Annotated in this window: 18 protein-coding genes; 6 read left to right on the forward strand and 12 right to left on the reverse strand. The window is 64.3% G+C overall.

The features are described 5' to 3' along the window. Positions 1 to 7: 7 nt before the first annotated feature. From O0879_RS10715 to O0879_RS10740, 6 genes are all read right to left on the reverse strand, one after another. Positions 8 to 547, reverse strand: a complete 540-nt coding sequence (locus O0879_RS10715; protein WP_289916399.1) for a GNAT family N-acetyltransferase — start codon at positions 545 to 547, stop codon at positions 8 to 10. A gap of 196 nt (positions 548 to 743) precedes the next feature. After that, complete coding sequence (gene sppA, locus O0879_RS10720) at positions 744 to 2,618, reverse strand: signal peptide peptidase SppA (protein WP_099667188.1); 1,875 nt, start codon at positions 2,616 to 2,618, stop codon at positions 744 to 746. Positions 2,619 to 2,693: 75 nt separating this feature from the next. Then, positions 2,694 to 4,172 carry a sodium:solute symporter gene (locus O0879_RS10725; protein ID WP_289916400.1) on the reverse strand — a complete coding sequence of 493 codons (1,479 nt, stop codon included), beginning with the start codon at positions 4,170 to 4,172 and terminating at the stop codon, positions 2,694 to 2,696. Between the two features lie 69 nt (positions 4,173 to 4,241). After that, positions 4,242 to 5,459, reverse strand: a complete 1,218-nt coding sequence (locus O0879_RS10730) for a YeeE/YedE family protein (RefSeq protein ID WP_289916401.1) — start codon at positions 5,457 to 5,459, stop codon at positions 4,242 to 4,244. A 206-nt stretch (positions 5,460 to 5,665) separates the two neighbouring features. Beyond that, positions 5,666 to 7,666, reverse strand: a complete 2,001-nt coding sequence (locus O0879_RS10735) for an alkaline phosphatase PhoX (protein ID WP_289916402.1) — start codon at positions 7,664 to 7,666, stop codon at positions 5,666 to 5,668. 139 nt (positions 7,667 to 7,805) lie between these two features. Then, a complete protein-coding gene (locus tag O0879_RS10740) occupies positions 7,806 to 9,017 on the reverse strand; it encodes an MFS transporter (protein WP_289916403.1) in 1,212 nt (403 codons plus the stop codon). Between the two features lie 144 nt (positions 9,018 to 9,161). Between O0879_RS10740 and O0879_RS10745 the strand changes: the two genes are divergently transcribed. Next, positions 9,162 to 9,398, forward strand: a complete 237-nt coding sequence (locus O0879_RS10745) for a DUF3820 family protein (RefSeq protein WP_034749909.1) — start codon at positions 9,162 to 9,164, stop codon at positions 9,396 to 9,398. Between the two features lie 8 nt (positions 9,399 to 9,406). Here O0879_RS10745 and O0879_RS10750 read toward each other — a convergent pair whose 3' ends face one another. After that, complete coding sequence (locus O0879_RS10750) at positions 9,407 to 9,790, reverse strand: glutaredoxin (protein ID WP_251351461.1); 384 nt, start codon at positions 9,788 to 9,790, stop codon at positions 9,407 to 9,409. 117 nt (positions 9,791 to 9,907) lie between these two features. On the opposite strand from O0879_RS10750, the gene O0879_RS10755 reads away from it, so the two are divergent. Then, entirely contained in the window at positions 9,908 to 10,450 is a 543-nt protein-coding gene (locus tag O0879_RS10755; RefSeq protein WP_289916404.1) for a hypothetical protein, read from the forward strand. A gap of 13 nt (positions 10,451 to 10,463) precedes the next feature. On the opposite strand, the gene O0879_RS10760 is transcribed toward O0879_RS10755, so the two are convergent. Both O0879_RS10760 and O0879_RS10765 read right to left on the reverse strand, forming a co-directional pair. Continuing rightward, on the reverse strand, positions 10,464 to 11,285 hold the full coding sequence (locus O0879_RS10760) for an APH(3')-I family aminoglycoside O-phosphotransferase (RefSeq protein ID WP_289916405.1): 822 nt from the start codon (positions 11,283 to 11,285) through the stop codon (positions 10,464 to 10,466). Positions 11,286 to 11,301: 16 nt separating this feature from the next. Further along, complete coding sequence (locus O0879_RS10765; RefSeq protein WP_077406995.1) at positions 11,302 to 11,790, reverse strand: Lrp/AsnC family transcriptional regulator; 489 nt, start codon at positions 11,788 to 11,790, stop codon at positions 11,302 to 11,304. Between the two features lie 77 nt (positions 11,791 to 11,867). On the opposite strand from O0879_RS10765, the gene O0879_RS10770 reads away from it, so the two are divergent. Continuing rightward, positions 11,868 to 12,758: a DMT family transporter gene (locus O0879_RS10770; protein WP_289916406.1), complete on the forward strand. Its 891-nt coding sequence runs from the start codon at positions 11,868 to 11,870 to the stop codon at positions 12,756 to 12,758. Between the two features lie 3 nt (positions 12,759 to 12,761). On the opposite strand, the gene O0879_RS10775 is transcribed toward O0879_RS10770, so the two are convergent. Continuing rightward, positions 12,762 to 13,985, reverse strand: coding sequence for an MFS transporter (locus O0879_RS10775; RefSeq protein ID WP_289910788.1), 1,224 nt, complete (start codon positions 13,983 to 13,985; stop codon positions 12,762 to 12,764). Between the two features lie 98 nt (positions 13,986 to 14,083). Here O0879_RS10775 and O0879_RS10780 point away from each other — a divergent pair, with 98 nt between their 5' ends. Further along, a complete protein-coding gene (locus O0879_RS10780; protein WP_289916407.1) occupies positions 14,084 to 14,998 on the forward strand; it encodes a LysR family transcriptional regulator in 915 nt (304 codons plus the stop codon). Here O0879_RS10780 and O0879_RS10785 read toward each other — a convergent pair. Further along, positions 14,995 to 17,154 carry an EAL domain-containing protein gene (locus O0879_RS10785; RefSeq protein ID WP_251351451.1) on the reverse strand — a complete coding sequence of 720 codons (2,160 nt, stop codon included), beginning with the start codon at positions 17,152 to 17,154 and terminating at the stop codon, positions 14,995 to 14,997. The two genes, O0879_RS10780 and O0879_RS10785, sit on opposite strands and share 4 nt — an antisense overlap. Before the next feature lie 153 nt (positions 17,155 to 17,307). Further along, positions 17,308 to 18,234 (reverse strand): LysR family transcriptional regulator, encoded by a 927-nt coding sequence (locus O0879_RS10790; RefSeq protein WP_289916408.1) that lies wholly within the window; start codon positions 18,232 to 18,234, stop codon positions 17,308 to 17,310. A 166-nt stretch (positions 18,235 to 18,400) separates the two neighbouring features. Here O0879_RS10790 and O0879_RS10795 point away from each other — a divergent pair, with 166 nt between their 5' ends. Together O0879_RS10795 and O0879_RS10800 are read left to right on the forward strand one after the other, a co-directional pair. Continuing rightward, on the forward strand, positions 18,401 to 19,102 hold the full coding sequence (locus tag O0879_RS10795; RefSeq protein ID WP_289916409.1) for a pirin family protein: 702 nt from the start codon (positions 18,401 to 18,403) through the stop codon (positions 19,100 to 19,102). A 175-nt stretch (positions 19,103 to 19,277) separates the two neighbouring features. Then, complete coding sequence (locus tag O0879_RS10800) at positions 19,278 to 19,679, forward strand: DoxX family protein (protein WP_289916410.1); 402 nt, start codon at positions 19,278 to 19,280, stop codon at positions 19,677 to 19,679. Positions 19,680 to 19,760: the final 81 nt, after the last annotated feature.

Here is a 19,760-nt window from a genome sequence, read left to right on the forward strand (position 1 = left end):
TTGGCGCTTACAGCGTCATGCCGAGGATGACATCCTGATAGTCGGTGCGGCCCACGCGGAAGGTGCGCCGGCCCACCTGCGCAAAGCCGCAGCGCGCATAAAACGCCAGCGCATCGTGGTTTTCCGCGTACACGCCCAGCAGCACCCGCCCCGCCCCGCTGGCGCGCGCCTGTTCCACGGCCGCCTGCATCAGGCGCTGGCCCACGCGCTGGCCCTGGAAGCGGTGCAGCAGGTAGACGCGCTTGATTTCCAGGTCGTCCGGCCGCGGGTCGGCCACCGGCAGGCCGGCGGGACTGAGGACCAGGTAGCCGACGGGCGCGCCGCCCGGCGTGGCCTCGGCCAGCCACAGGCGCATGGCCGGCAGCGCCAGCCAGTCGCGGTACAGCTGCGCGTCGTGCTGGCGCTGGCAATGGGCGATGACGTCGGCGCCATCGAGGATGCCGGCGAACGCTTCCAGGAAGGTCGCTTGCCCCACCAGCGCCAGCGCCAGCTCGTCGCCCTTGGCGCAGGGGCGGATGGTGATGGCCGTGCCGGTTTTTTCGTTCATGTCGCTTGCCATGCCTTGCTCCTGATGTGAAACAAGCCGGGCGAAGCCGGCTTGGGTATGTCATCTATATTGCCGTGTAACGCCTGACAAAATCGTAGCGAGCGAAGATGAGTTGTGACCGAGAAGCGGAGCTGTGCTTGAGCACAGTGAGCATCGCAGGCCGCAAATCATCGAGCGCAGTAGATTTGGTCAGGTGTTACTTGCCGCCCAGGGGCACTTCGCACAGGCAGTGCGTGAGGGCCATGAACGGTTTGTGCTCACGCGTGATGCCCGACAGCCAGCTCAGGTCCTGCGCCATGCCCAGCGCCGCGTCGGCCGGCAAGCCCGTGCCGGCCAGGCCCAGTTTCACGTGTTCGCCCAGCCCCAGCGAGGCCATGGCCTTGGAGCCGAACATGCCGATCAGGCGGTCCACGTTCGACGTTTCCTGCTCCAGGTACGTGACGCGGTAGTCGGCGCCCAGGTTGGCGCGCTTGGCGGCCGACGCCAGCGCATCGCCGTAGCTGCCGATGCGGTCGACCAGGTTGCGCTCTTTCGCCTGCAAGCCCGTCCAGACACGGCCCTGCGCCACTTCATTGATCTTTTCCGGCGTCGTCTTGCGCGCCTTGGCGGCCAGGTTCAGGAAGTCGCCATACACGTGGTTGATCGAACCCTGGATCACTTGCGCAAAGCGGGGGTCGAGCGGACGCAAAGGGTTGCCCGCGTCGGCCAGCCAGGTGGTCGGCGAGCCGGCCGTGTGGATGCCCAGCTTTTCCACCACCTTGTCGGCCGTCGGCAAAATCGCGAACACGCCGATGGAACCGGTGATGGTGGCCGCGTCGGCGATGACTTCGTCGGACGAGGTGCTGATCCAGTAGCCGCCGGAAGCGGCCACGTTGCCCATCGAGACGACCACCGGCTTGCCGGCGGCGCGCGTCAGCTCCAGTTCGCGGCGGATCAATTCCGAGCCGAAGGCGCTGCCGCCCGGCGAATCGACGCGCAGCACGACGGCCTTGATCGACTTGTCTTCGCGCGCCTGGCGGATCAGACGCGAGGTGGACAGGCCGCCGATGGCGCCCGGTGGCGCGATGCCGTCGCCGATTTCACCGGAGGCGATGACCACGCCGACGGCGTCGCCGATGTGCACGGGGCGCAGGCGCGCCAGGTAGTCGGTGTAGTTCACCTGGCGGAAATTCGTGCCTTCCGTGTTCTTCGCGCCGCGCGCCATCATGAACTGGCGCAGTTCGTCGCGCGTCTTCAGGCCGTCGACCAGCTTGGCGTCCAGCGACAGCTTGCCCAGGTCGCCGCCGGCCGCCGTCATCAGCGCCGGCAGCGCATCGATCGATTGCATGATGGCGCCGGCCGGCAGCTTGCGCGCCTTTTCCACGTCCGTCGTGTAGGTGGTCCACAGGCCGTTGTTCAGGTAGCGGTCCGCTTCGGCAGCCGCTTCGGACGGGCCGTTGGCGATGAAAGGCTCGGCCGCACTCTTGTACGTGCCCACTTTCAGCAGGTTGACCGTCACGCCGACCTTGTCGAGCGCATCGCGGTAGTAATTGCGGTAGCGGCCAAAGCCTTCCAGCATGACGCCGCCCATCGGGTGCAGGAAGACCTCGTCGGCCTTGACCGCCACCAGGTACTGGCGCTGGTTGTAGCTGGAACCCCAGGCCGTCACTTTCTTGCCCGTGGCGCGGAAGCGTTCCACGCCGGCCGCCACTTCGCGCAGGGAAGCGAGGCCGCCGCCCTGCAACTCGTCGAGCAGGATGACCATGGAACCGATGTTCTTGTCCTTGGCCGCCGTGTCGAGCACGGCCAGCACGTCGCGCAGCTGCACGTTCTTCTTGACTTCGCCGCTGACATTGGCCAGCACCGCTTCGCGCACGCCGCCCGGAGTTTCCTCGACCAGCGGGCCTTGCAAGTCCAGCACCAGCGTGGTCTTTTCCGCCAGGGGCTTGGCGCCGCCGCCAAAGATGGCGATCAGGATGGCGATGACGATCAGCAGGAAAATCAGATTGATGACCGCGCGGCGGGTGGCGTCCAGCGCGCGCCAGAATGCGCCAAAACCGCGGCGCAGCGGCGGGAAGGGATTGAGTGACATTGATGCTCCGTGAGGTTATGTACCTAAAGGAAATCAATATAGCTGAAAATGGCCGCGATCGCCTTGGGATTCGTCTTATTTTGACAAGTATTGCGCGCCCTGGGCGCCCTGCCCTGGCGGCGTGGAAATGAGGAACAGGCCGCCCAGCACGAGGGAACCGTTCAGTATCAGCAATTCCAGGCCGAGGCGGTAATGCGCGAACAGCAGCGCCTGCTCCTGCTCGATGAGCGCGCACAGCAGCGGCCCGGCCACGGCCACCAAAGGCACCCAGCGGTCGCGCACGCCGCGCCGGCTCAGCAGGCCGAAGGCGAACAAGCCCAGCAGCGGACCGTAGGTATAGCTGGCCAGCTTCAGGATCACGCCTATCATGCTGGGATCATCGAGCCACTTGAAGGCCATGATCAGGATCAAGAACAGGGCCGCAAAGCCCAGGTGTACCTTGCGGCGCCAGCGCATCTGCACGGCCGGGCTCAAATCCTGCCGCCGCTGCAAGCCCAGGATGTCGATGCAGAAGGTGGACGTCAAGGCCGTGAGCGCCCCGTCCACGCTGGGAAACAGGGCGGAAATGAGGGCGATGAAGAAGATCAGCTGCACCACGGCAGGAAAGTGCCCGAGCACCACGGCGGGGAACAATTTGTCGCCTGTGGCCGTCACGCCGGCCAGCGGCGCGTACAGGTGCAGCAAGCCGCCGAGGAAGAGGAACAACAGCAGCACGCCGGTCAGCACCACGGTCAGGCTGAGCATATTCTTTTGCGAGTCGCGCAAGGTGCGCACGGAGATGTTCTTTTGCATCATTTCCTGGTCCATGCCCGTCATGGCGACCGTGATGAACATGCCGGCAAGAATATGCTTCCAGACGTAGGCAGGGCTGTCCGGGTCGGTGGTAAACATGCGCGTGAGGCCTTGCGCGCGCATGCGCTCGAGGCTGTCGACGAGGGACAAGTCCATCTGGCGCAGCAAAAACACGCTGCAGATGACGAGACCGGCCAGCATGCACGCCGTTTGCAGGGTATCGGTCCAGACGATGGTCTTGACGCCCCCTTCATACGTGTACAGCAGGATCAGCAGCAGCACGACGCACGCCGTCAGCCAGAACGGCACGCCGAAACTGTCGAGAATAGTTGCCTGTAGGATATTGACCACCAGATACAGCCGCGCCGTGGCGCCCAGCAGGCGCGAGACGATGAAAAACGCCGCCCCGCTCTGGTAGGAGCGCCGCCCCAGACGCAATTCCAGGTAGCGGTAAATCGATGTGAGCTGCAGCCGGTAGTACAGCGGCAGCAAGATGAAGGTGATGGCCAGGTAACCGAGCACATAGCCGAGCATCAGCTGGATATAGCCGAAGCCGTTGCTGCCCACGGCGCCGGGCACGCTGATGAAGGTCACGCCCGTCAAGGTCGTGCCCACCATGCCGAAGGCCACCAGCATCCAGTTGCTGTCCTTGTTGCCGATGAAGAAACTGTCGTTGGTGGCATGGCGCGAGGTGCGCCACGCCACGCCCAGCAAGATCAGGAAATACGCGAGGACGACGGCAAACAGGATGACTGGGGACATGGATGTTGCGCTGGCGGCAAAGGTGAACAGGGGCAGAAATATACAGCAAAGCCCCTGTTGACGCCGGCGTCAGCAGCCGGTCGGTTTGACTTTTTCCACTTCCAGGCCGAACCACGGACGCAAGCGCGTGCCGATGACGTTGCCCAGGAAGGCGCACACCAGCCACAGCCAGCCGTGCAAGCTGCCCGAGACGATGCCGCTGAAATACGCGCCGATATTGCAGCCGTAGGCCAGGCGCGCGCCGTAGCCGAGCAGCAAGCCGCCGACGATGGCGGCGATCAGCGAGCGACGCGGGATGCGCCACACGGGCGCGTAACGGCCGGCCAGCGCCGCCGCCAGCATGGCGCCGAGCACGATACCGATATCCATCACGGAAGTCTTGTCTTGCGTCAATGGCGCGGCCAGGGCGGCGGCATTCGCCTTGGTGGACCAGTAAGCCCAGCTGGCCGTGTCGATGCCGACCACGGACGCCGCTTTCGCACCCCACAGGGCGAACGCGGACGTCACGCCCCACGGCTTGCCCGACAGCGCCAGGGTGGCGAAGTTCAGCACGACAAGCGCAACGGCGCCCGCCACCAGCGGCCACGGGCCGTGCAGCCAGGGCGACGCCTGCGCCGGGCGCAGGGGTGTGGCGACGAGCTTGCCATGGCGGCGCTTTTCAACGAAGACCGTGATGGCGGCGATCAAGGCGAAGACGATCCAGTTCAGCGCCAGCGCGGGCGCCAGGCCCAGGGTCGTGACGAGGGAAATCGGCTTGAGCTGCGGCAGCGCCGTCCAGAACGGCATGTGCGCCGTGCCGATCACGGAGCCGACGATGAAGGCGGCCAGGGTGATGAGCATGCGCGTGCTGCCCCCACCGACTGTATACAAGGTGCCGGACGCGCAACCGCCGCCCAGCTGCATGCCGATGCCGAAGATGAAGGCGCCGAAGATGACGGACGTGCCGGCGGGAGAAACGAGGCCCGCAACGGGCGTGCCGAACAGGGTGCCGGCCGACAGCGCGGGGAAAAACAGCGCCACGCCCACGGCCAGCATCAGCATTTGCGCGCGCAAGCCATCGCCGCGGCCATCGGCGATGAAGACGCGCCAGGCGGACGTGAAACCGAAAGCCGCGTGATACAGGGTAATGCCGAGCAAGGCGCCCACCACGTACAGCGCGGCCTGGTTGATGCCGACGGTGTGCGCCAGGTACCACGCACCGATCAGGATGAGCAACAGGGCGACGCCCAGCGGTTTCGGATTGATGGCGGCGCGCAGGCCTGGCGGCGAAGCTGCAATATCGGACATGATGGGGGACGCTAAAGGGAGGGAAACGCCATTTTCCCCCGTTTTGCTGTTTTCTGCCAGCAAGTTAGCCGTCCGCCGGACGCCGCCACGCCAAACGCCCCGTCACCCGGGTCGAGGGACGGAGCGGATGGCGAGGGGCACGTACCGGCAGGGAAGGCCTGCGCCTCCCTGCCCTGCGTGCCCGCTGCGGCGTCAGCTGACGCGCATCACTTCGACAGTTTCACCTGCGCCAGTTCCGCCGTCAGGTAGCCGACAGCACCGCTGGCCTTGCTGTTGTAGTTGGTGTTGATGATGATGTTGATCTGGTCCTTCAGCGCGGACGGCAAGGCGGGGAAGCGGCTCCACTCGTCGCCCGGATGCTGGAAGTTGCTCATCACATAGGTCCAGCCATTGATTTCATCGACCGCATGCAGGCCCGTCGATTCCGCGCCGGCCGGGCACGACAGCAAGCGCTCCAGCTTCTTGGTATCGACGTTGTACGCCCACAGGAAGTTGTTCAGGTGGTTGCCGCTGTCCTCGCCGATGAACAGGGTGCGCAGTTTTTCCGAGAACTTCAGGTTGTCGGGGCTGGCGATCTTGGCCGGGTTGGCCGTGTTGCCCAGGCCATCGGCCGCGATGTCTTCGCCTGCGATCAGCAGGGTCGACTCGCTTGGCACCCATTCGCTGTCGATCGCCGCGCCCGTGTCATCCTTCTGTCCGCCCGTCAGCTTGTGCGACACGACGGCGCCCGCCACCAGTTTCTTGAACTTGACGTTGTGGCCGGCCACGTAGCCCGAACCGCCTTCGACCATCGAATCCTGGATGTTGGCATACGCCGAGTAGGCAATCTTGTCCTTGGCGTTGACCGTCGTGCCCTCGTTCTTGGTAAAGGCCATGCTGCCGCCCTTCAGGGCCGCGTAGCGGTGGGTTTCCAGGAAGGCGGCGGCTTTTTCCTGGCCGGCCTTGACCCTGACCCAGGCGGTTTTCTTGTTCAGCACGATCTTCGTGTAGCTGGCGTCGGACGGATCGGCCAGGGTCGAATCCATGATGTCGGTGGCCTTGATGCCGCCGTCGACCAGCGCCTTGATCTCGGCGTGCGTCGCATGGCCCAGCTTGACCCATTGCAGCTTGCCGGTGGTGGTCTCGGTCAGCTGGGTCGTGTATTTGGCGACGTACAGGGTGCCGCCTGCGGCCAGGTCGGCGACCTTGTCGGCCACGAACATGAACAGCCCGCCATTCGTATAGTCGTCGCCGCCCAGAATGGTGCGCTGGTCCGGCATCACCTGCACCAGTTCGCGCGAGTAGCGGCCCAGGCAATAGTGCTTCTTGATGCTGCCGGTGCCGTCCGGGTTGACGGACACTTCCGGCAGGTGGCCGTAGTCGTACGGATTGGCGGTCGTCGTATCGCCGAAGACGTTCTTGCTGAATTCCTTGAGCACGGCCAAGGTCTGGCCGCCCAGGCCCTGGTCGAAGGCGTCGGGTTCGTACTCTTCGCTCGACAGATGGGTATTCCACGGCGACAGGCTGGCGCCGCAGGTAATCCACAGGCCCTTCACCAGCGAGGTATCGACGTTGTGGTATTTCACCAGCGACAGCTTGCCGGTGGTCTGGTCCTGGTCCAGGCTCAGTACGGCGATCGGCGACGGCAGCGTGCCGTAGGTGGAAGCGCCGGCCTGGTTCAGCGAGTTGTATTCAAATTGCACCACGGCAAACACCGGCTTGCCCTTGACGCCGCTCACGCTGGCGTTGGCCACCGTCAGCATCGAGCTGCCGTCCGGCGAATCCGAGAAGAACTGACGTTCCTTGCCCGGCACCGAACTGTCGATGATGGGCTGGTTCTTGATGTCGAAGTAGCCGCCCGCGATCACGGTACCGCCCTTGCCGTCCGGCACCCGGTCGCCCGTCAGGAAGAAAGGCTGGTACGCCAGGTTATAGCTGTTGCTGCTGCCATCGCTGAAATTGACCTTGAGCTTGGAGCCGACGGTGGTCGTGGCCAGCGCGGCAGGCGAACTCGCCAATGGCGCGGCCATGCCGGTGAATTCCGCCGTGGTAAACGTCGCGGTGGGCGTGACTGGCGGCGTCACCGGTGGCAGGTCGTTGTCCGAACTGCCGCCACAACCGGACAGAAAAGCGCTGACGCCGGTCAAGCCGGCCAAAGGCAGCATGGGGGCACCGGCAAACAGTTGCAACAGGCGGCGGCGTGAGGACTCAGGGGCGTAATTCGACATTTTTTGTTTCTTCCGTTATAAATAAATATCGTGGGACAGACCTGCTGGAATACGAGGCCGGAGCATAAACGACAAATATTTCAGCTTGATTACAGGCAAGCTGCACCGTGGAAGCGACGCCAGGCGGACGCCCCGCTTCTCAATGCCCCGTCGCCCGCATCGCTTTTGCGCCAGCGGGCCGCACGGAGATCGGGTTCAACCGGTCCAGGCGGCCGCTCAAGGCCGTCAAGCCGAATGCGCCCAGCACGACGAGGGCGCCGATCCAGCCCGTGTGCACGAGGCCCAGGTGTTCCACGATGAGGCCGCCACCCCAGGCGCCGCCGGCGATGCCCAGATTGAAGGCGGCGATATTCAGGCCGGACGCCACGTCGACGGCGCGCGGCGTGAAGTGTTCCGCTTGCTGCACGACATACACTTGCAAACCAGCCACGTTACCGAAGGCCACGGCGCCCCACAGCAGCACGGTGATGACGACGAGCACGGGATGCGGCGCCGTGAAGGTCAACAGCAACAAGACGGCCGCCAGCAGCAGGAAGATCAGTTTCAGTGCGCTGACAGGGCCTTTCTTGTCGGCCAGCTTGCCGCCCCAGATATTGCCGAACGCCACGGAGACGCCATACACGAGCATCACCACGCCCACGGCGCCGGCGCTGAAACCCGACACTTGCTGCAGAATCGGCGCCAGATAGGTGAAGGCGATGAAGGAGCCGCCATAGCCGACGGCCGTCATGGCGTACACCAGCAGCAGGCGCGGCTGGCCCAGCACCTGCACTTGCTGCAGCAGCGAGGCCGGTTTGCTGTGCTTGATGGTCGATGGCACGTACAGCAGGCTGCCGACAAAGGCGATCAAGCCCAGCGCCGAAACGGCGAGGAAAGTTTCGCGCCAGCCGAAATGCTGGCCGATGAAGGTGCCCAGCGGCACGCCCGTCACCAGGGCCACGGTCAAGCCCGTAAACATGATGGCAATCGCGCTGGCCGCCTTGTCTTTCGGCACCAGGGACGTGGCGATGGTCGAGCCGATGGAAAAGAAGACGCCATGCGCCAGCCCCGTCAGGATGCGGGCGATGACGAGGGTTTCGTAGCCCGGCGATTTCCAGGCCAGCAAGTTACCCAGAGTGAACAAGACCATCAGCGAGAGCAGCAAGGTCTTGCGCGGGATCTTGCCCGTCAGGGCAGTCAGCACGGGCGCACCGACGGCGACGCCCAGCGCATACAGGCTGACCAGCAAGCCGGCCGATGGCAGGTTGACGCCCAGGTCCGCGGCGATGGTGGGCAACAGCCCGACGATGACAAACTCCGTGGTTCCGATGGCAAATGCGCTGAGGGTCAGCGCGAGCAAGGCAATGGGCATGGCAAACTCCGATAAATGATGTTGGCATGCAGTATCGGGGTTTTCTTTGTTTCGAAAAATACCTCATCAGGCAGAAGATAGTTGCGCACAGCTCAACAATAGAGCGGTCTGCTACACTGGCCGCATCCACACGGGGTCACCACCATGAATTCAGAAAAACTGGCGCTGCTGGTCACGCGCGAAATGCCATATGGGAAATATCAGGGACGCTTGCTGGCCGACTTGCCGGGCCACTACCTGGGCTGGTTCGCGCGCGAGGGCTTTCCCTCGGGCGAACTGGGCAGTCTCATTGCGCTGATGTACGAGCTCGACCACAACGATCTGCGCAGCTTGCTCGACCCCTTGCGCACGCGCAAGTCGCCGTGGCGGCCGGGCGAGTAAGACAGCGCTTAAAACTCGCGCACTTTCTTTGCCAGCATGGCGCTGAACTCGCCATTTTCCACGAGCTTGTGCAGCTCGCTGGCGCCACCGATGAGCACGCCGTTGACAAAGACCATGGGGAACGTGGGCCAGCCCGTCCACATCTTGAGGGCATTGCGGCGGTGCCACTGGTTCAAATAGCTGCCGTATTGCAGGTACTGGTAGGGCGTGCCCAGCACGTCGAGGATCTTGCGCGCCTTGCGCGGAAACGGATTGAGCGCCATGCCGACGACGACCACCTGGTGCGCGGCGATGGCCGCCTGCACTTCGCGCACGATGTCCTTGTGCTTGCTGCCGATCAAAGGGCGGGCAGCGGGATGGATCTGGGCTTGGTCAAGGATGGCGCGGGTCATGAAAGTCCTGGGGTGAGTGGCATGCGGAACACGCATTGTGCCACGCGCCCAGGCCGGCGTGGGCTACACTGCGCTTCTTCTCCTCTACGCGTGAAATATATGCAAGAAATCATTCCCATGCCTGAATACCGCACCCGCCGCCTGCTCGGAGCTCTTCTGCTCGCCGCCGCCACTTGCGCCAGCGCCGCCGCTGCAGCATCTGCTGCCGCTGCCGATGGGGGACTCGAAAACGGCCTGATCAATGCGCTGCACCTGAAAAAGGGCACGACGCAGCGAGTGGGCACCTCCGGCAAGGCCATCGCCGCCTACATGCGCGAAGGTTTTATCGGCAAGCGCCCCAACCAGCGCTTCGACTACACGGATTATTACCTGCTCAAGAAACCGGCCAGCTTCATGGGACACGAACTGGTGCTCATCGAAGAGGAATACATCACGCAATACATAGGCTGCTGCGTCAGCCCCGGGGCCGGCGTGACGGTAAAGGTAAACGGCAGCACGCAAAAGCTGCAAGCGTTCGCCCGCGCCCAGCGCTGCACCCTGACCGACCCCGTCGATATCCGGAAAAACCTGCGCGAAGTGGCCATCCAGGCCACGCTGCCCAAGGGCCATTACGCCTCCTTGAGTTGCCGCGAACGCGACGCGGAGCGCGAAGAGCCGTGATGACTGCCAGCATTCAAAACAGCTCGTCGAGCAGCAGATGGAATTGCAGCTTGCCTTGATCGATATCAACGATCCCATATTGCTGAACAAACCTTGGCGGTAGCGCGGCGTCCAACTCACCAAGAGCACGCCAAACGATGGCCAGGTCCTGATAACGGTCGGCAACGCCCGCCCGGCCCACGTCGAGGCAGCCGACGACGGCGCCATCGTGCATCAGGATATTTTCCAGCGAAAAATCGCCATGCGTGACGACGAGGTCGGGGGTGAGCGGCAGGTAGTCTTGCAGCGCCAGCCACACTTGCTGCGCCGTCCAGCCTTCCCGCTCGGCATCGAAATCGCCGGCATCGACGAAGCCCGCATCGATGCGCCGGCGCGCCTGGACCAGCCGCACGGCATGGCCGGCGTCGAATGGGCAGTCGTTGACGGGAAGCACGTGCAGGCGGCGCAGGAAGGCCGCCAGCGCGTCGGCCACGGCGGGACCCAACGCAGGATTGTCTTCCAGCACCTGGCACGCCGTGTTGCCCGGCAGGGCCGCCGTCAGCAGCCATGCCTGGTCCGGTGCTGCCGCGCGGGCAAATTGCGCCACGGCCGGCACGGACAGGTACTGCGCCAGCCAGCGCAGGCGCGCCAGTTCGTCGGCGAGCTCGGCAGCGGCGGCACCCGTGCCGTGTTTGAGGAACAGGTCCGGCGCGCCATCCCTGCCCTGCAAGCGGTAGACGGCAGCGTCCGACTCACCGACGCTGTCGCGCGCCCAGTCGTACCCTGCCACGGCGGCGCGCATGCTGGCGGGCATGGCGGCCAGCACGGCCGCTTGCTTCTTGCTGGAGAGCGTCATCTGCCTGGCCCTTGTTCTATGTCAGCGGCACGTGCAAGCCCATCTTGAGGCAAGTCAAGGCCACCGACGTGCGGTAGCGCCGGATATTGTCGTCGCCGCCAAACAGGCGTTCCGTCAGCGCCTCGTATTCGGCCATGCTGCTGGCCGTGATGACCAGCAGGTAATCGGCCTCGCCCGTGATGCCGTAGCACTGCTGGATGGCGGGTTCGGCCATGATGCGCGCGCGCATGCCGGCCGTGCGCAGCGGATGCTCGTCGTGCAAATGCACTTCCACCGTCAGTATCAGCGGGCGGCCCAGGCGGCTCGCGTCGAGCACGGCCACCTCGTTGCGGATCACGCCGCTCTCGCGCAGGCGGCGGATGCGCCGCTGCACGGCCGGCGCGGACAAGTGCACGGCCTGGGCGATTTCGCGCTGCGAGGTCGTGTTATCGCGCTGCAAGATATCGAGGATGGCCAGGTCGAAGGCGTCGAGGGCGACAGCAGGCGTGAGCGAAAGTTGCGTCATAAAGGTCAAAATGCAGTGCAAATATCGGAGCAGACACAATAAACTTTCACCACTTCGATATCAAGCCATTTATCACCATGCCATTACGCCGCTATTCCTCCTTGATTCCCCTGCTGGCCATCCTCGGCTCCGTCACCTGCCTGGGACTGGGCACGTCGTGGGCCAAGCACAGCCTGTTCCCGCTGGTGGGCGCGCAAGGCACGACGGCCGTGCGCGTGGGCTTTTCCGCCCTGCTGCTGTTGCTGTTCTGGCGCCCGTGGCGCTGGCAGCTGAGCCGCGCCGACCTGCGCACGGTGGCCCTGTACGGCGCGGCGCTGGGGCTGACGAACCTGTGCTTCTACATGGCCTTGCGCACGATACCGTTCGGCATCGCCGTCGCCATCGAATTTTCCGGCCCGCTGGCCGTGGCGCTGCTGGCCTCGCGCCGCCCGCTCGACTTCGTCTGGGTGGCCCTGGCCGTGGCGGGACTGGCGCTGCTGTTGCCGCTGGGTCACGACGTCAGCAATCTCGATCCCACGGGCGTGCTGTTCGCCCTGGGCGCGGCCGTCTGCTGGGCTTCGTACATCGTCTTCGGCAAGCGCGCCAGCCATTTGCATGCGGGCCATTCCGTGTCGCTGGGCCTGGCCATGGCCGCGCTGGTGGTGGTGCCCGTCGGCGTGATGCACAGCGGCGTCGCCCTGCTCTCGCCCGTCGTGCTGGGCGTGGGCCTGGGCGTCGCGCTCATTTCCAGCGCCATCCCGATCTCGCTGGAAATGGTGGCCCTGAAACGGCTGACGCCGCAAGCGTTCGGCATCATGAGCAGCATGGAACCGGCCGTGGCCGCCATGCTGGCGTTCATCCTGCTCGACGAACGGCTGAACGCGCCGCAATGGCTGGCCATCGCCATGATCATGGCCGCATCGATGGGCAGTTCCTACATGGCGCAGCGCATGAAGAAACCGGCACCGGCCGTCGCCGTGCATACCTGAACCTCAGTGCGCGGCCGCGCCCGCCACGTGGGACGCCAGGTTCTTGCGCGCCAGCCAGGCCAGCGGCAGCAGGGCCAGCAGCGCGGCGGCCACGCCGGCCCACGGCGACGACGCCATCAGCTGGCGCGAAACCATCAGCGCACCGAGCATGGAACCGAAGGAAATGCCGAGGTTAAACGCGGAAATGTTCAGGCCCGAGGCGAAATCGACGGCGTGCGGCGTGTAGCGCTCGGCCGTGGCCAGCATGCCTGCTTGCAGGGCGGGCGACAGGCCGAAGGCGAACACGCCCCAGACGAACAGCATCACCGTCATCATCCAGGGCGAACTGATGCTCAGCGCCACGCCCGCTTGCGTGACGGCCAGCAATAGCAGCATCGCGCGCAAGGCCTTTTGCCAGCCCAGGTGGCTGGTCAGGTAGCCGCCCGCCAGGTTGCCGGCAAAGGTGGCGGCGCCAAACACGATCAGCAAGGCGCTGGCCATGGTGGCGGAAAAGCCCGTCACATCCGTCAGGATTGGCGTGATGAACGTGAACGCGGCAAAGCTGCTGCCAAAGCCAAACGTCGTAATCGCCATCATCGTCAGGATGGGGCCGCTGCCCAGCGCCGCCAGCTGCGTCATGGCCTTGCCGCCCTTGCCTTGCTGCAAACCGGCCGGCAGCCAGCGCGCCATGGCGGCCAGGCCCAGCGCGGCCAGCAGCACCACGGCAAAGAAGGGCAGGCGCCAGCCCATCAAGTTGCCGAGGAAACTGCCGAACGGCACGCCGATCACCATGGCCAGGGTCAATCCCGCAAACATCACGGAAATCGCCCTGCCCGCCTGCGCCTTGGTGACGAGGCTGGCGGCCACGGTGGCGCCGATGGCAAAGAACGTGCCGTGCGCCACGGCCGTGATGACACGCCCCAGCAGCAACAGTTCGAACGTGTGCGAAAAGGCGGCCAGCAGGTTACCGGCCAGGAACACGCTCATCAGCCCCAGCAGGGCAGCCTTGCGCGGCAGGCGCGACATCAGCAGCACCAGCAGCGGCGTGCCGATGGCCAGCGCCAGCGCATACAGGCTGACCAGCGAGCCGGCCGATTCGATGGAAATATGCAAATCTTTCGCGATGGTCGGCAAGATGCCGACGACGATGAATTCGGTCACGCCGATGGCAAAGGCGCCGACGGCCAGCGCCAGCACGCCGGGCGGCATCTTGCTGGCTGAAGTGGAAACAGGGTTTGCGGTGGTCATGGTATTTCTCCGGCAGAGTTCAAGCCAGCCAGTGTATCGATGCAAACGCTTTTGATATAGACTCCAATAATGGAAACACCTGTGAAATGGATTCAATAATGGCCAGGCAAGATATCAACCGCGCGTTCGAGATGGCCGTGTTTGCCGCCGTGGTGGAAACGGGCGCCTTTTCCGCCGCCGCGCGCCGCCTGGCCTTGACGCCGTCGGCCGTCAGCAAGCTCGTCAATCGACTGGAAGCGCGGCTCGGCGCGCGTTTGCTCCAGCGCAGCACGCGCCAGTTGCACACCACGCCCGAGGGCGACGCCTTCTTTATCCAGTGCAAGCGCATCCTCGACGATATCGAGAGCGCCGAGCGCGAAGCATCGCAGGGCGCCGCGCCGCGCGGGCGCTTGCGCATCAACTGTTTCGTGCCGTTCGGCGTGCGCCATCTGCTGCCCATCCTGCCCGAGTTCGCGCAGCGCTATCCCGACATCGTGCTCGACGTCGTCGTCAGCGACGCCATCGTCGATCTGCTGGAAGACCGCACCGACATCGCCATCCGCACGGGCAAGCTGAAGGAATCGAACCTGGTGGCGCGCAAACTGGGCGAAGACGCGATGGTCGTCGTGGCGTCGCCCGCCTACGCGGCGCGCCACGGCTTGCCGCGCACGCCGCAGGAGTTGTCACAGCACAATTTATTGGCGTTTAACTTCCGCTGCCAGAACGAAACCTGGCCCTTCCTCGATGAGGCTGGCAACACCATGCAAGTGGCGCCGCAGGGCAATACCTGCGTCAGCGATGGCGAAAGCGTGCGCCAGCTGGTGCTGGCCGGCATGGGGCTGGGACGCTTTTCGCGCCAGCACGTGCTGCGCGACATTGAGCGAGGCGATTTGATACCCGTGCTGCAGGACTACAACCCGGGCGACAAGGAAATCGTGCACGCCGTCTTCGTGGGACCGGGCTTGCAAGTGCCCGCGCGGGTGCGCGTGATGCTCGATTATCTGCTGGAAAAAGTGCAGCTGGGTGGCGCTTAGAGCGCCAGTTCTTCCAGCCGCAACTGCCGGCCTTCACCCAGCATCAGCTCGAATTCGGCCGCCGGCACGGCCGGGCTGAACAGATAACCTTGCAACTGGTCGCAGCCCAGTTCGCGCAGGAAGCGCATCTGCTCGGCCGTTTCCACCCCTTCGGCGACGATTTCCTGGCGCAGCTGCTGCGCCATGGTGACGATGGCGCGGGCGATGGCGCAATCGTTTTCCTCGAAGGGCAAGCCGATGACGAAGGAGCGGTCGATTTTCAAGGTGCTGATGGGGAATTTCTTCAGGTAGGCCAGGCTGGAATAGCCGGTGCCGAAGTCGTCCAGCGCCAGCGCCAGGCCCATGGCCACCAGCTGGTTCATGATGTCGATCACCTTGTCGGCACCGCGCATCAACAGGCTTTCCGTGATTTCCAGCATGATCTGGTCGGGCCGCACACCGTAGCGTTCCAGCACGGCCGCTATGCGCGCCGGCAACTGTTCATCGAACTGGCGCGCCGACAGGTTGACGGCGATGGCCGGCATGTGCAGGCCGCGGTCTTCCCAGCTGCGGATCTGGCGGCACGCCTCGTCCAGCACCCAGGTGCCCAGCTCCAGAATCAGGCTGGTTTCCTCGGCGACGGGGATGAAGAGGCCGGGCGAGACCATGCCGCGCATCGGATGCTTCCAGCGCAGCAAGGCTTCCGCGCCCACGATGCGCCCGCTGGCCAGGCTCACTTTCGGCTGGTAATGCAATTCCAGTTCCTTGTCGCCCAGCGCCAGGCGCATTTCGCTTTCCAGGCGCAAATGTTCCTTGGCCCGGCGGTTCATGTCTTCGCGGTAAAACAGGAAGGTCGATTCGATCGTCTGCCCCGCCTTGGCCACGGCCACGTCGGCAAAACGGAACAGGGCCGGCGCTTCCAGGCCGTCTTCCGGATACACGGTGATGCCGATGCTGGCGCCTACGTGCAGGGCGTGCGCATCGATATTGATCGGTGCTTCCAGCAAATTGAGCAGCTTTTGCGCCACGTTCGCCGCGTGTTCGCGCTTTTCGATGTGCAGCAGGGCGACGACGAACTTGCTGTTGTCGACGCGCGCCAGGATGTCGGCGTCGCGCAGGGCGCCGCGGAACAGCTGGCCGATGGCGATCACCAGCTGGTCGCCCACTTCATGGCCCAGCGTGTCGCTGATGGAACCGATGCGGCTGATGTCGATGACCATCAGCGCGCCATGCGTGCCCTGGCGTTTCGCCTCGGCCAGGCCCTGGTCGACCAGCTGGTTCAGCAGGCAGCGGTTGGGCAAGCCCGTCAGGCTGTCGTAGTTGGCCATGCGCTGCATGCGCGCCTCGGCATCCTTGTGCACGGAGATATCGGAAAACAGGGAAAACACGTGGCTGATTTCGCCGAATTCGTCGCGCACGACGCTGATGGTGACGTCTTGCGGGAACAGTTCGCCATTCTTGCGCTTGCCGATGATTTCGCCGCGCCAGGAGCCGTGTCCCCGCATCGCGGCGCGCACCTTGGCGCGGAAATCGGGATCGTGCACGCCCGAGCGCAGCAAGTCCGGCGTGCGGCCGATGGCTTCGGCCGGCGAATAGCCGGTGATGCGGCTGAAGGAACTGTTGATGGAGACGATGCGCTCTTCCGCATCCGTGATCAGCACGGCTTGCTCGCTGTCTTCGATGATGCGTGCGTGCAACCTTACCTTGTCCACGTCGGACAGCGGCTCGCTCATGGCCGACAGGCGCACGGCCATGCCGCACGCCTTGCCCGCCTGGTCGTGGATCACGTGGCGGTGCATGCGCAGCCACGTCACCATGCCCGACTTCTTGCGCCGGCGCACATCGGTGGCCACGTCGCCCTGCGTGAAATGCAATTCCAGCACGCTCGCTTCCGCGTCGTCTTCCGGATACAGGAACAGGATGTGCTGGCCCAGGGCTTCCAGTTCGGAATAGCCGAACATCTGTTCGGCGCCATGGTTCCAACCGATCAAGAAGCCGTCGGGATCGATTTCCAGCAAGGCGTCGGGGGGCGCCACGCGCACCACGGGCCGGCTGGCGCCGCGCAGCCGCTCCAGTTCCTCCTCCAGCCGCGCCAGGGTGGCGGCCTGCTGCGGCCCCGCCTGCTCACGGGCATCCTGGGCCAGGCGCAGGCACAGCGCAACCTTCGCCTCAAGCATGGCAACCCCACTCTAGGGCCAGGTCAGGGGAACAGATCAGGGGCGCTGCGGTGTGTGTAATCATCAAAATCCCACTGTGGGGCGTGGAGGTCGGGCGGAAATACTGTGAATATGGTAACTTAAAAATGTTGGCGTATGTCAACATTTTAAGACCTACGCCGAATGGCCCGGCAGATGCTGCGCCAGGCGGGCAAACACATCCGGTTCGCGCATGCGCGCCATCCACCAGCGCAGCGCCGCGCCATCCTCACCCACTCTCCAGGCCAGGTAAAACGTTTCCGACGGTTTCGGCTCTTCCACGGCCTTTTCCACCAGCAAGCCACGCGCGATGGCGGCGCGGGCGCACGGTCCCGGCAGGAAGCCAAAGCCCAGCCCCAGCACCTGGTAGTCGAACTTGACCTGCATGTTCGGCACGCTCAAGGCATCTTGCCCCAGCAGCAGGCCCACCGTGCGCGGCGCCATCTGGCGCGCCGAATCGGCCACCACCACGGCCCGGTGCTGCTGCAGGTGGCCGCGCGACAAGGGCTCCTGCACCTGCGCCAGCGGATGCGTGGGCGCCACGGCAAACACGAAGTCGAGCATGCCGATCGGCTGCGCGATATAGCCGCCGCCCGCCGGCCCGTCGCCGGGCGCGCCCACCAGCAAGTCGGCCCGCCGGTCCAGCAGCGCTTCCCACGTGCCCGACAAGGTGTCTTGCGACAGGCGCAAGCGCGTCTGCTGCGCCACGTCATAAAAGGCGCGCACGTCGTCGGCCAGGGCCAAGGCGGAAAACATGGAATCGATGCCGATGGACAATTCCGTTTCCCAGCCGGACGCCACCCGGCGCACGCGGTGTTCGAGGTCCTGCGCCGCCTTCAGCAGGTAGCGGCCCTCTTTCAGCAATTCCTGGCCGGCCGCCGTCAGCATGACTTTCGGACCGTTGCGCTGGAACACTTGCACACCGAGGTCGTCTTCCAGCTTGGCCACCGTATAGGAAATGGTGGACGGGACTTTGTGCAACTCCTTGCCGGCCGACGAGAACGATCCGCGGCGGTCGATGGCGTCGACGATTTGCAGGGCTTCCAGGCTCAGTCTTAACATTCGATTTTTTCGATCATAGGTCGCAAGATTTTCCGTTTTTCTTTCCCTGCACAGGGGCCTATACTTTGTTCATCGTACAGCGAAGGGCAGAAATGAGCCGCGGCGTAGCGCTAGGCAACGGTCCTTCGAAATTATCGCACATTAACTTATAGAAACGGAGTCCACCATGTTACAGATTCGTCACAGCGAAGAACGCGGCGCCGCCAACCACGGCTGGCTCAATTCCCACCACAGCTTTTCCTTCGGCAGCTATCACGATCCGCTGCACATGGGCTTTGGCCCCCTGCTGGTGATCAATGAAGACCGCGTCACGCCCGGCCAGGGTTTCGGCACGCACGGCCACCGCGACATGGAAATCATTTCGTATGTACTCGACGGCGCGCTGGAACACAAGGACAGCATGGGCACCGGTTCCGTCCTGCACTACGGCGACGTGCAGCGCATGAGCGCCGGCAGCGGCGTGCGCCACAGCGAATTCAATCACTCGGCAACGGATGGCTTGCACTTCCTGCAGATCTGGATCCAGCCGAACGTGACGGGCATTCCACCCAGCTATGAAGAGAAGCACTTCGCGCCGGACAGCAAACGGGGCAAGCTGCGCCTGATCGCTTCCTCGGACGGCCGCCAGGGTTCCGTGCTGATCCACCAGGATGCCGCCATCTACGCCAGCATCCTGCAGGAAGGCGAACAGGCCGAACACGCGCTGGAAGAAGGCCGCCTCGCCTATGTGCACCTGATCCGCGGCAGCCTGGTGGTCAACGGCACGCCCTTGAAAGCGGGCGATGCGCTGAAACTGACGCAGGAAGCGGCCGTGACAATCACCCAGCCTGAAGACGCGGAATTCCTCCTCTTCGACCTGCCTAAATGATGGCACCTGGCCAAACCTACTGCGCGTCGCGCTTTGCGGCCTGCGATGCTCACCGGCTCGGCGCCCCCGTACAAAGTACGGTTGCGCTTCTTAGCCACAAATCACTGCCGCTCGCTACGGTTTTGCCAGGCACCGCAAGTCAACCTCAAATCTTGATAAAAACAATTGGATTACTATGAAAAATAATACTGATCTGCTGCTCCCCCTCGGCCGTGCCGCCCTTGGCGTGCTGTTCTTTGTCTCGGGCTTGCTGAAAATCGGCGCCTTCGCGGGGGTGGCCGGCTACATGGCCAGCCAGGGCTTGCCGATGGCAAACATCCTGCTGGTGGGCGTGATCGCCCTGGAAGTGGGCGGCGGCTTGCTGCTGATCACGGGCTGGCAAGCGCGCTGGGCGGCGCTGGCCCTGGCGCTGTTCCTGATTCCGACCACCATGATCTTCCACGCCTTCTGGAGCGCGGACGCGGCCCACTTCCAGGACCAGCTGACAAACTTCCTGAAGAACCTGTCCATCTTCGGCGGCATGCTGTTGCTGGTGGAGCGGGGCTTCGGCAAGGCCGGCCGTCTTGTAAAAGGCTGATCCGGCCGCAATTAGAGCAATATCACCAGGCATTCCAGCTTTCAAATCTCAGCCAGGGGAAATGGCTTCCCCTGCTTTTTG

The organism is Janthinobacterium sp. SUN120 (genome assembly GCF_030397735.1).
Classification (GTDB): Bacteria; Pseudomonadota; Gammaproteobacteria; order Burkholderiales; family Burkholderiaceae_D; genus Janthinobacterium; species Janthinobacterium kumbetense.

Bases quoted from the DNA above. Each gene is read 5' to 3' on its own strand.
- O0879_RS10785 (WP_251351451.1), bottom strand. From the start codon at position 17,154: ATGCTTGAGGCGAAGGTTGCGCTGTGCCTGCGCCTGGCCCAGGATGCC.
- O0879_RS10735 (WP_289916402.1), bottom strand. From the start codon at position 7,666: ATGTCGAATTACGCCCCTGAGTCCTCACGCCGCCGCCTGTTGCAACTG.
- O0879_RS10795 (WP_289916409.1), top strand. From the start codon at position 18,401: ATGTTACAGATTCGTCACAGCGAAGAACGCGGCGCCGCCAACCACGGC.
- O0879_RS10780 (WP_289916407.1), top strand. From the start codon at position 14,084: ATGGCCAGGCAAGATATCAACCGCGCGTTCGAGATGGCCGTGTTTGCC.
- O0879_RS10740 (WP_289916403.1), bottom strand. From the start codon at position 9,017: ATGCCCATTGCCTTGCTCGCGCTGACCCTCAGCGCATTTGCCATCGGA.
- O0879_RS10745 (WP_034749909.1), top strand. From the start codon at position 9,162: ATGAATTCAGAAAAACTGGCGCTGCTGGTCACGCGCGAAATGCCATAT.
- O0879_RS10755 (WP_289916404.1), top strand. From the start codon at position 9,908: ATGCCTGAATACCGCACCCGCCGCCTGCTCGGAGCTCTTCTGCTCGCC.
- O0879_RS10750 (WP_251351461.1), bottom strand. From the start codon at position 9,790: ATGACCCGCGCCATCCTTGACCAAGCCCAGATCCATCCCGCTGCCCGC.
- O0879_RS10730 (WP_289916401.1), bottom strand. From the start codon at position 5,459: ATGTCCGATATTGCAGCTTCGCCGCCAGGCCTGCGCGCCGCCATCAAT.
- O0879_RS10715 (WP_289916399.1), bottom strand. From the start codon at position 547: ATGAACGAAAAAACCGGCACGGCCATCACCATCCGCCCCTGCGCCAAG.
- O0879_RS10790 (WP_289916408.1), bottom strand. From the start codon at position 18,234: ATGTTAAGACTGAGCCTGGAAGCCCTGCAAATCGTCGACGCCATCGAC.
- sppA (WP_099667188.1), bottom strand. From the start codon at position 2,618: ATGTCACTCAATCCCTTCCCGCCGCTGCGCCGCGGTTTTGGCGCATTC.
- O0879_RS10725 (WP_289916400.1), bottom strand. From the start codon at position 4,172: ATGTCCCCAGTCATCCTGTTTGCCGTCGTCCTCGCGTATTTCCTGATC.
- O0879_RS10765 (WP_077406995.1), bottom strand. From the start codon at position 11,790: ATGACGCAACTTTCGCTCACGCCTGCTGTCGCCCTCGACGCCTTCGAC.
- O0879_RS10760 (WP_289916405.1), bottom strand. From the start codon at position 11,285: ATGACGCTCTCCAGCAAGAAGCAAGCGGCCGTGCTGGCCGCCATGCCC.
- O0879_RS10770 (WP_289916406.1), top strand. From the start codon at position 11,868: ATGCCATTACGCCGCTATTCCTCCTTGATTCCCCTGCTGGCCATCCTC.
- O0879_RS10800 (WP_289916410.1), top strand. From the start codon at position 19,278: ATGAAAAATAATACTGATCTGCTGCTCCCCCTCGGCCGTGCCGCCCTT.
- O0879_RS10775 (WP_289910788.1), bottom strand. From the start codon at position 13,985: ATGACCACCGCAAACCCTGTTTCCACTTCAGCCAGCAAGATGCCGCCC.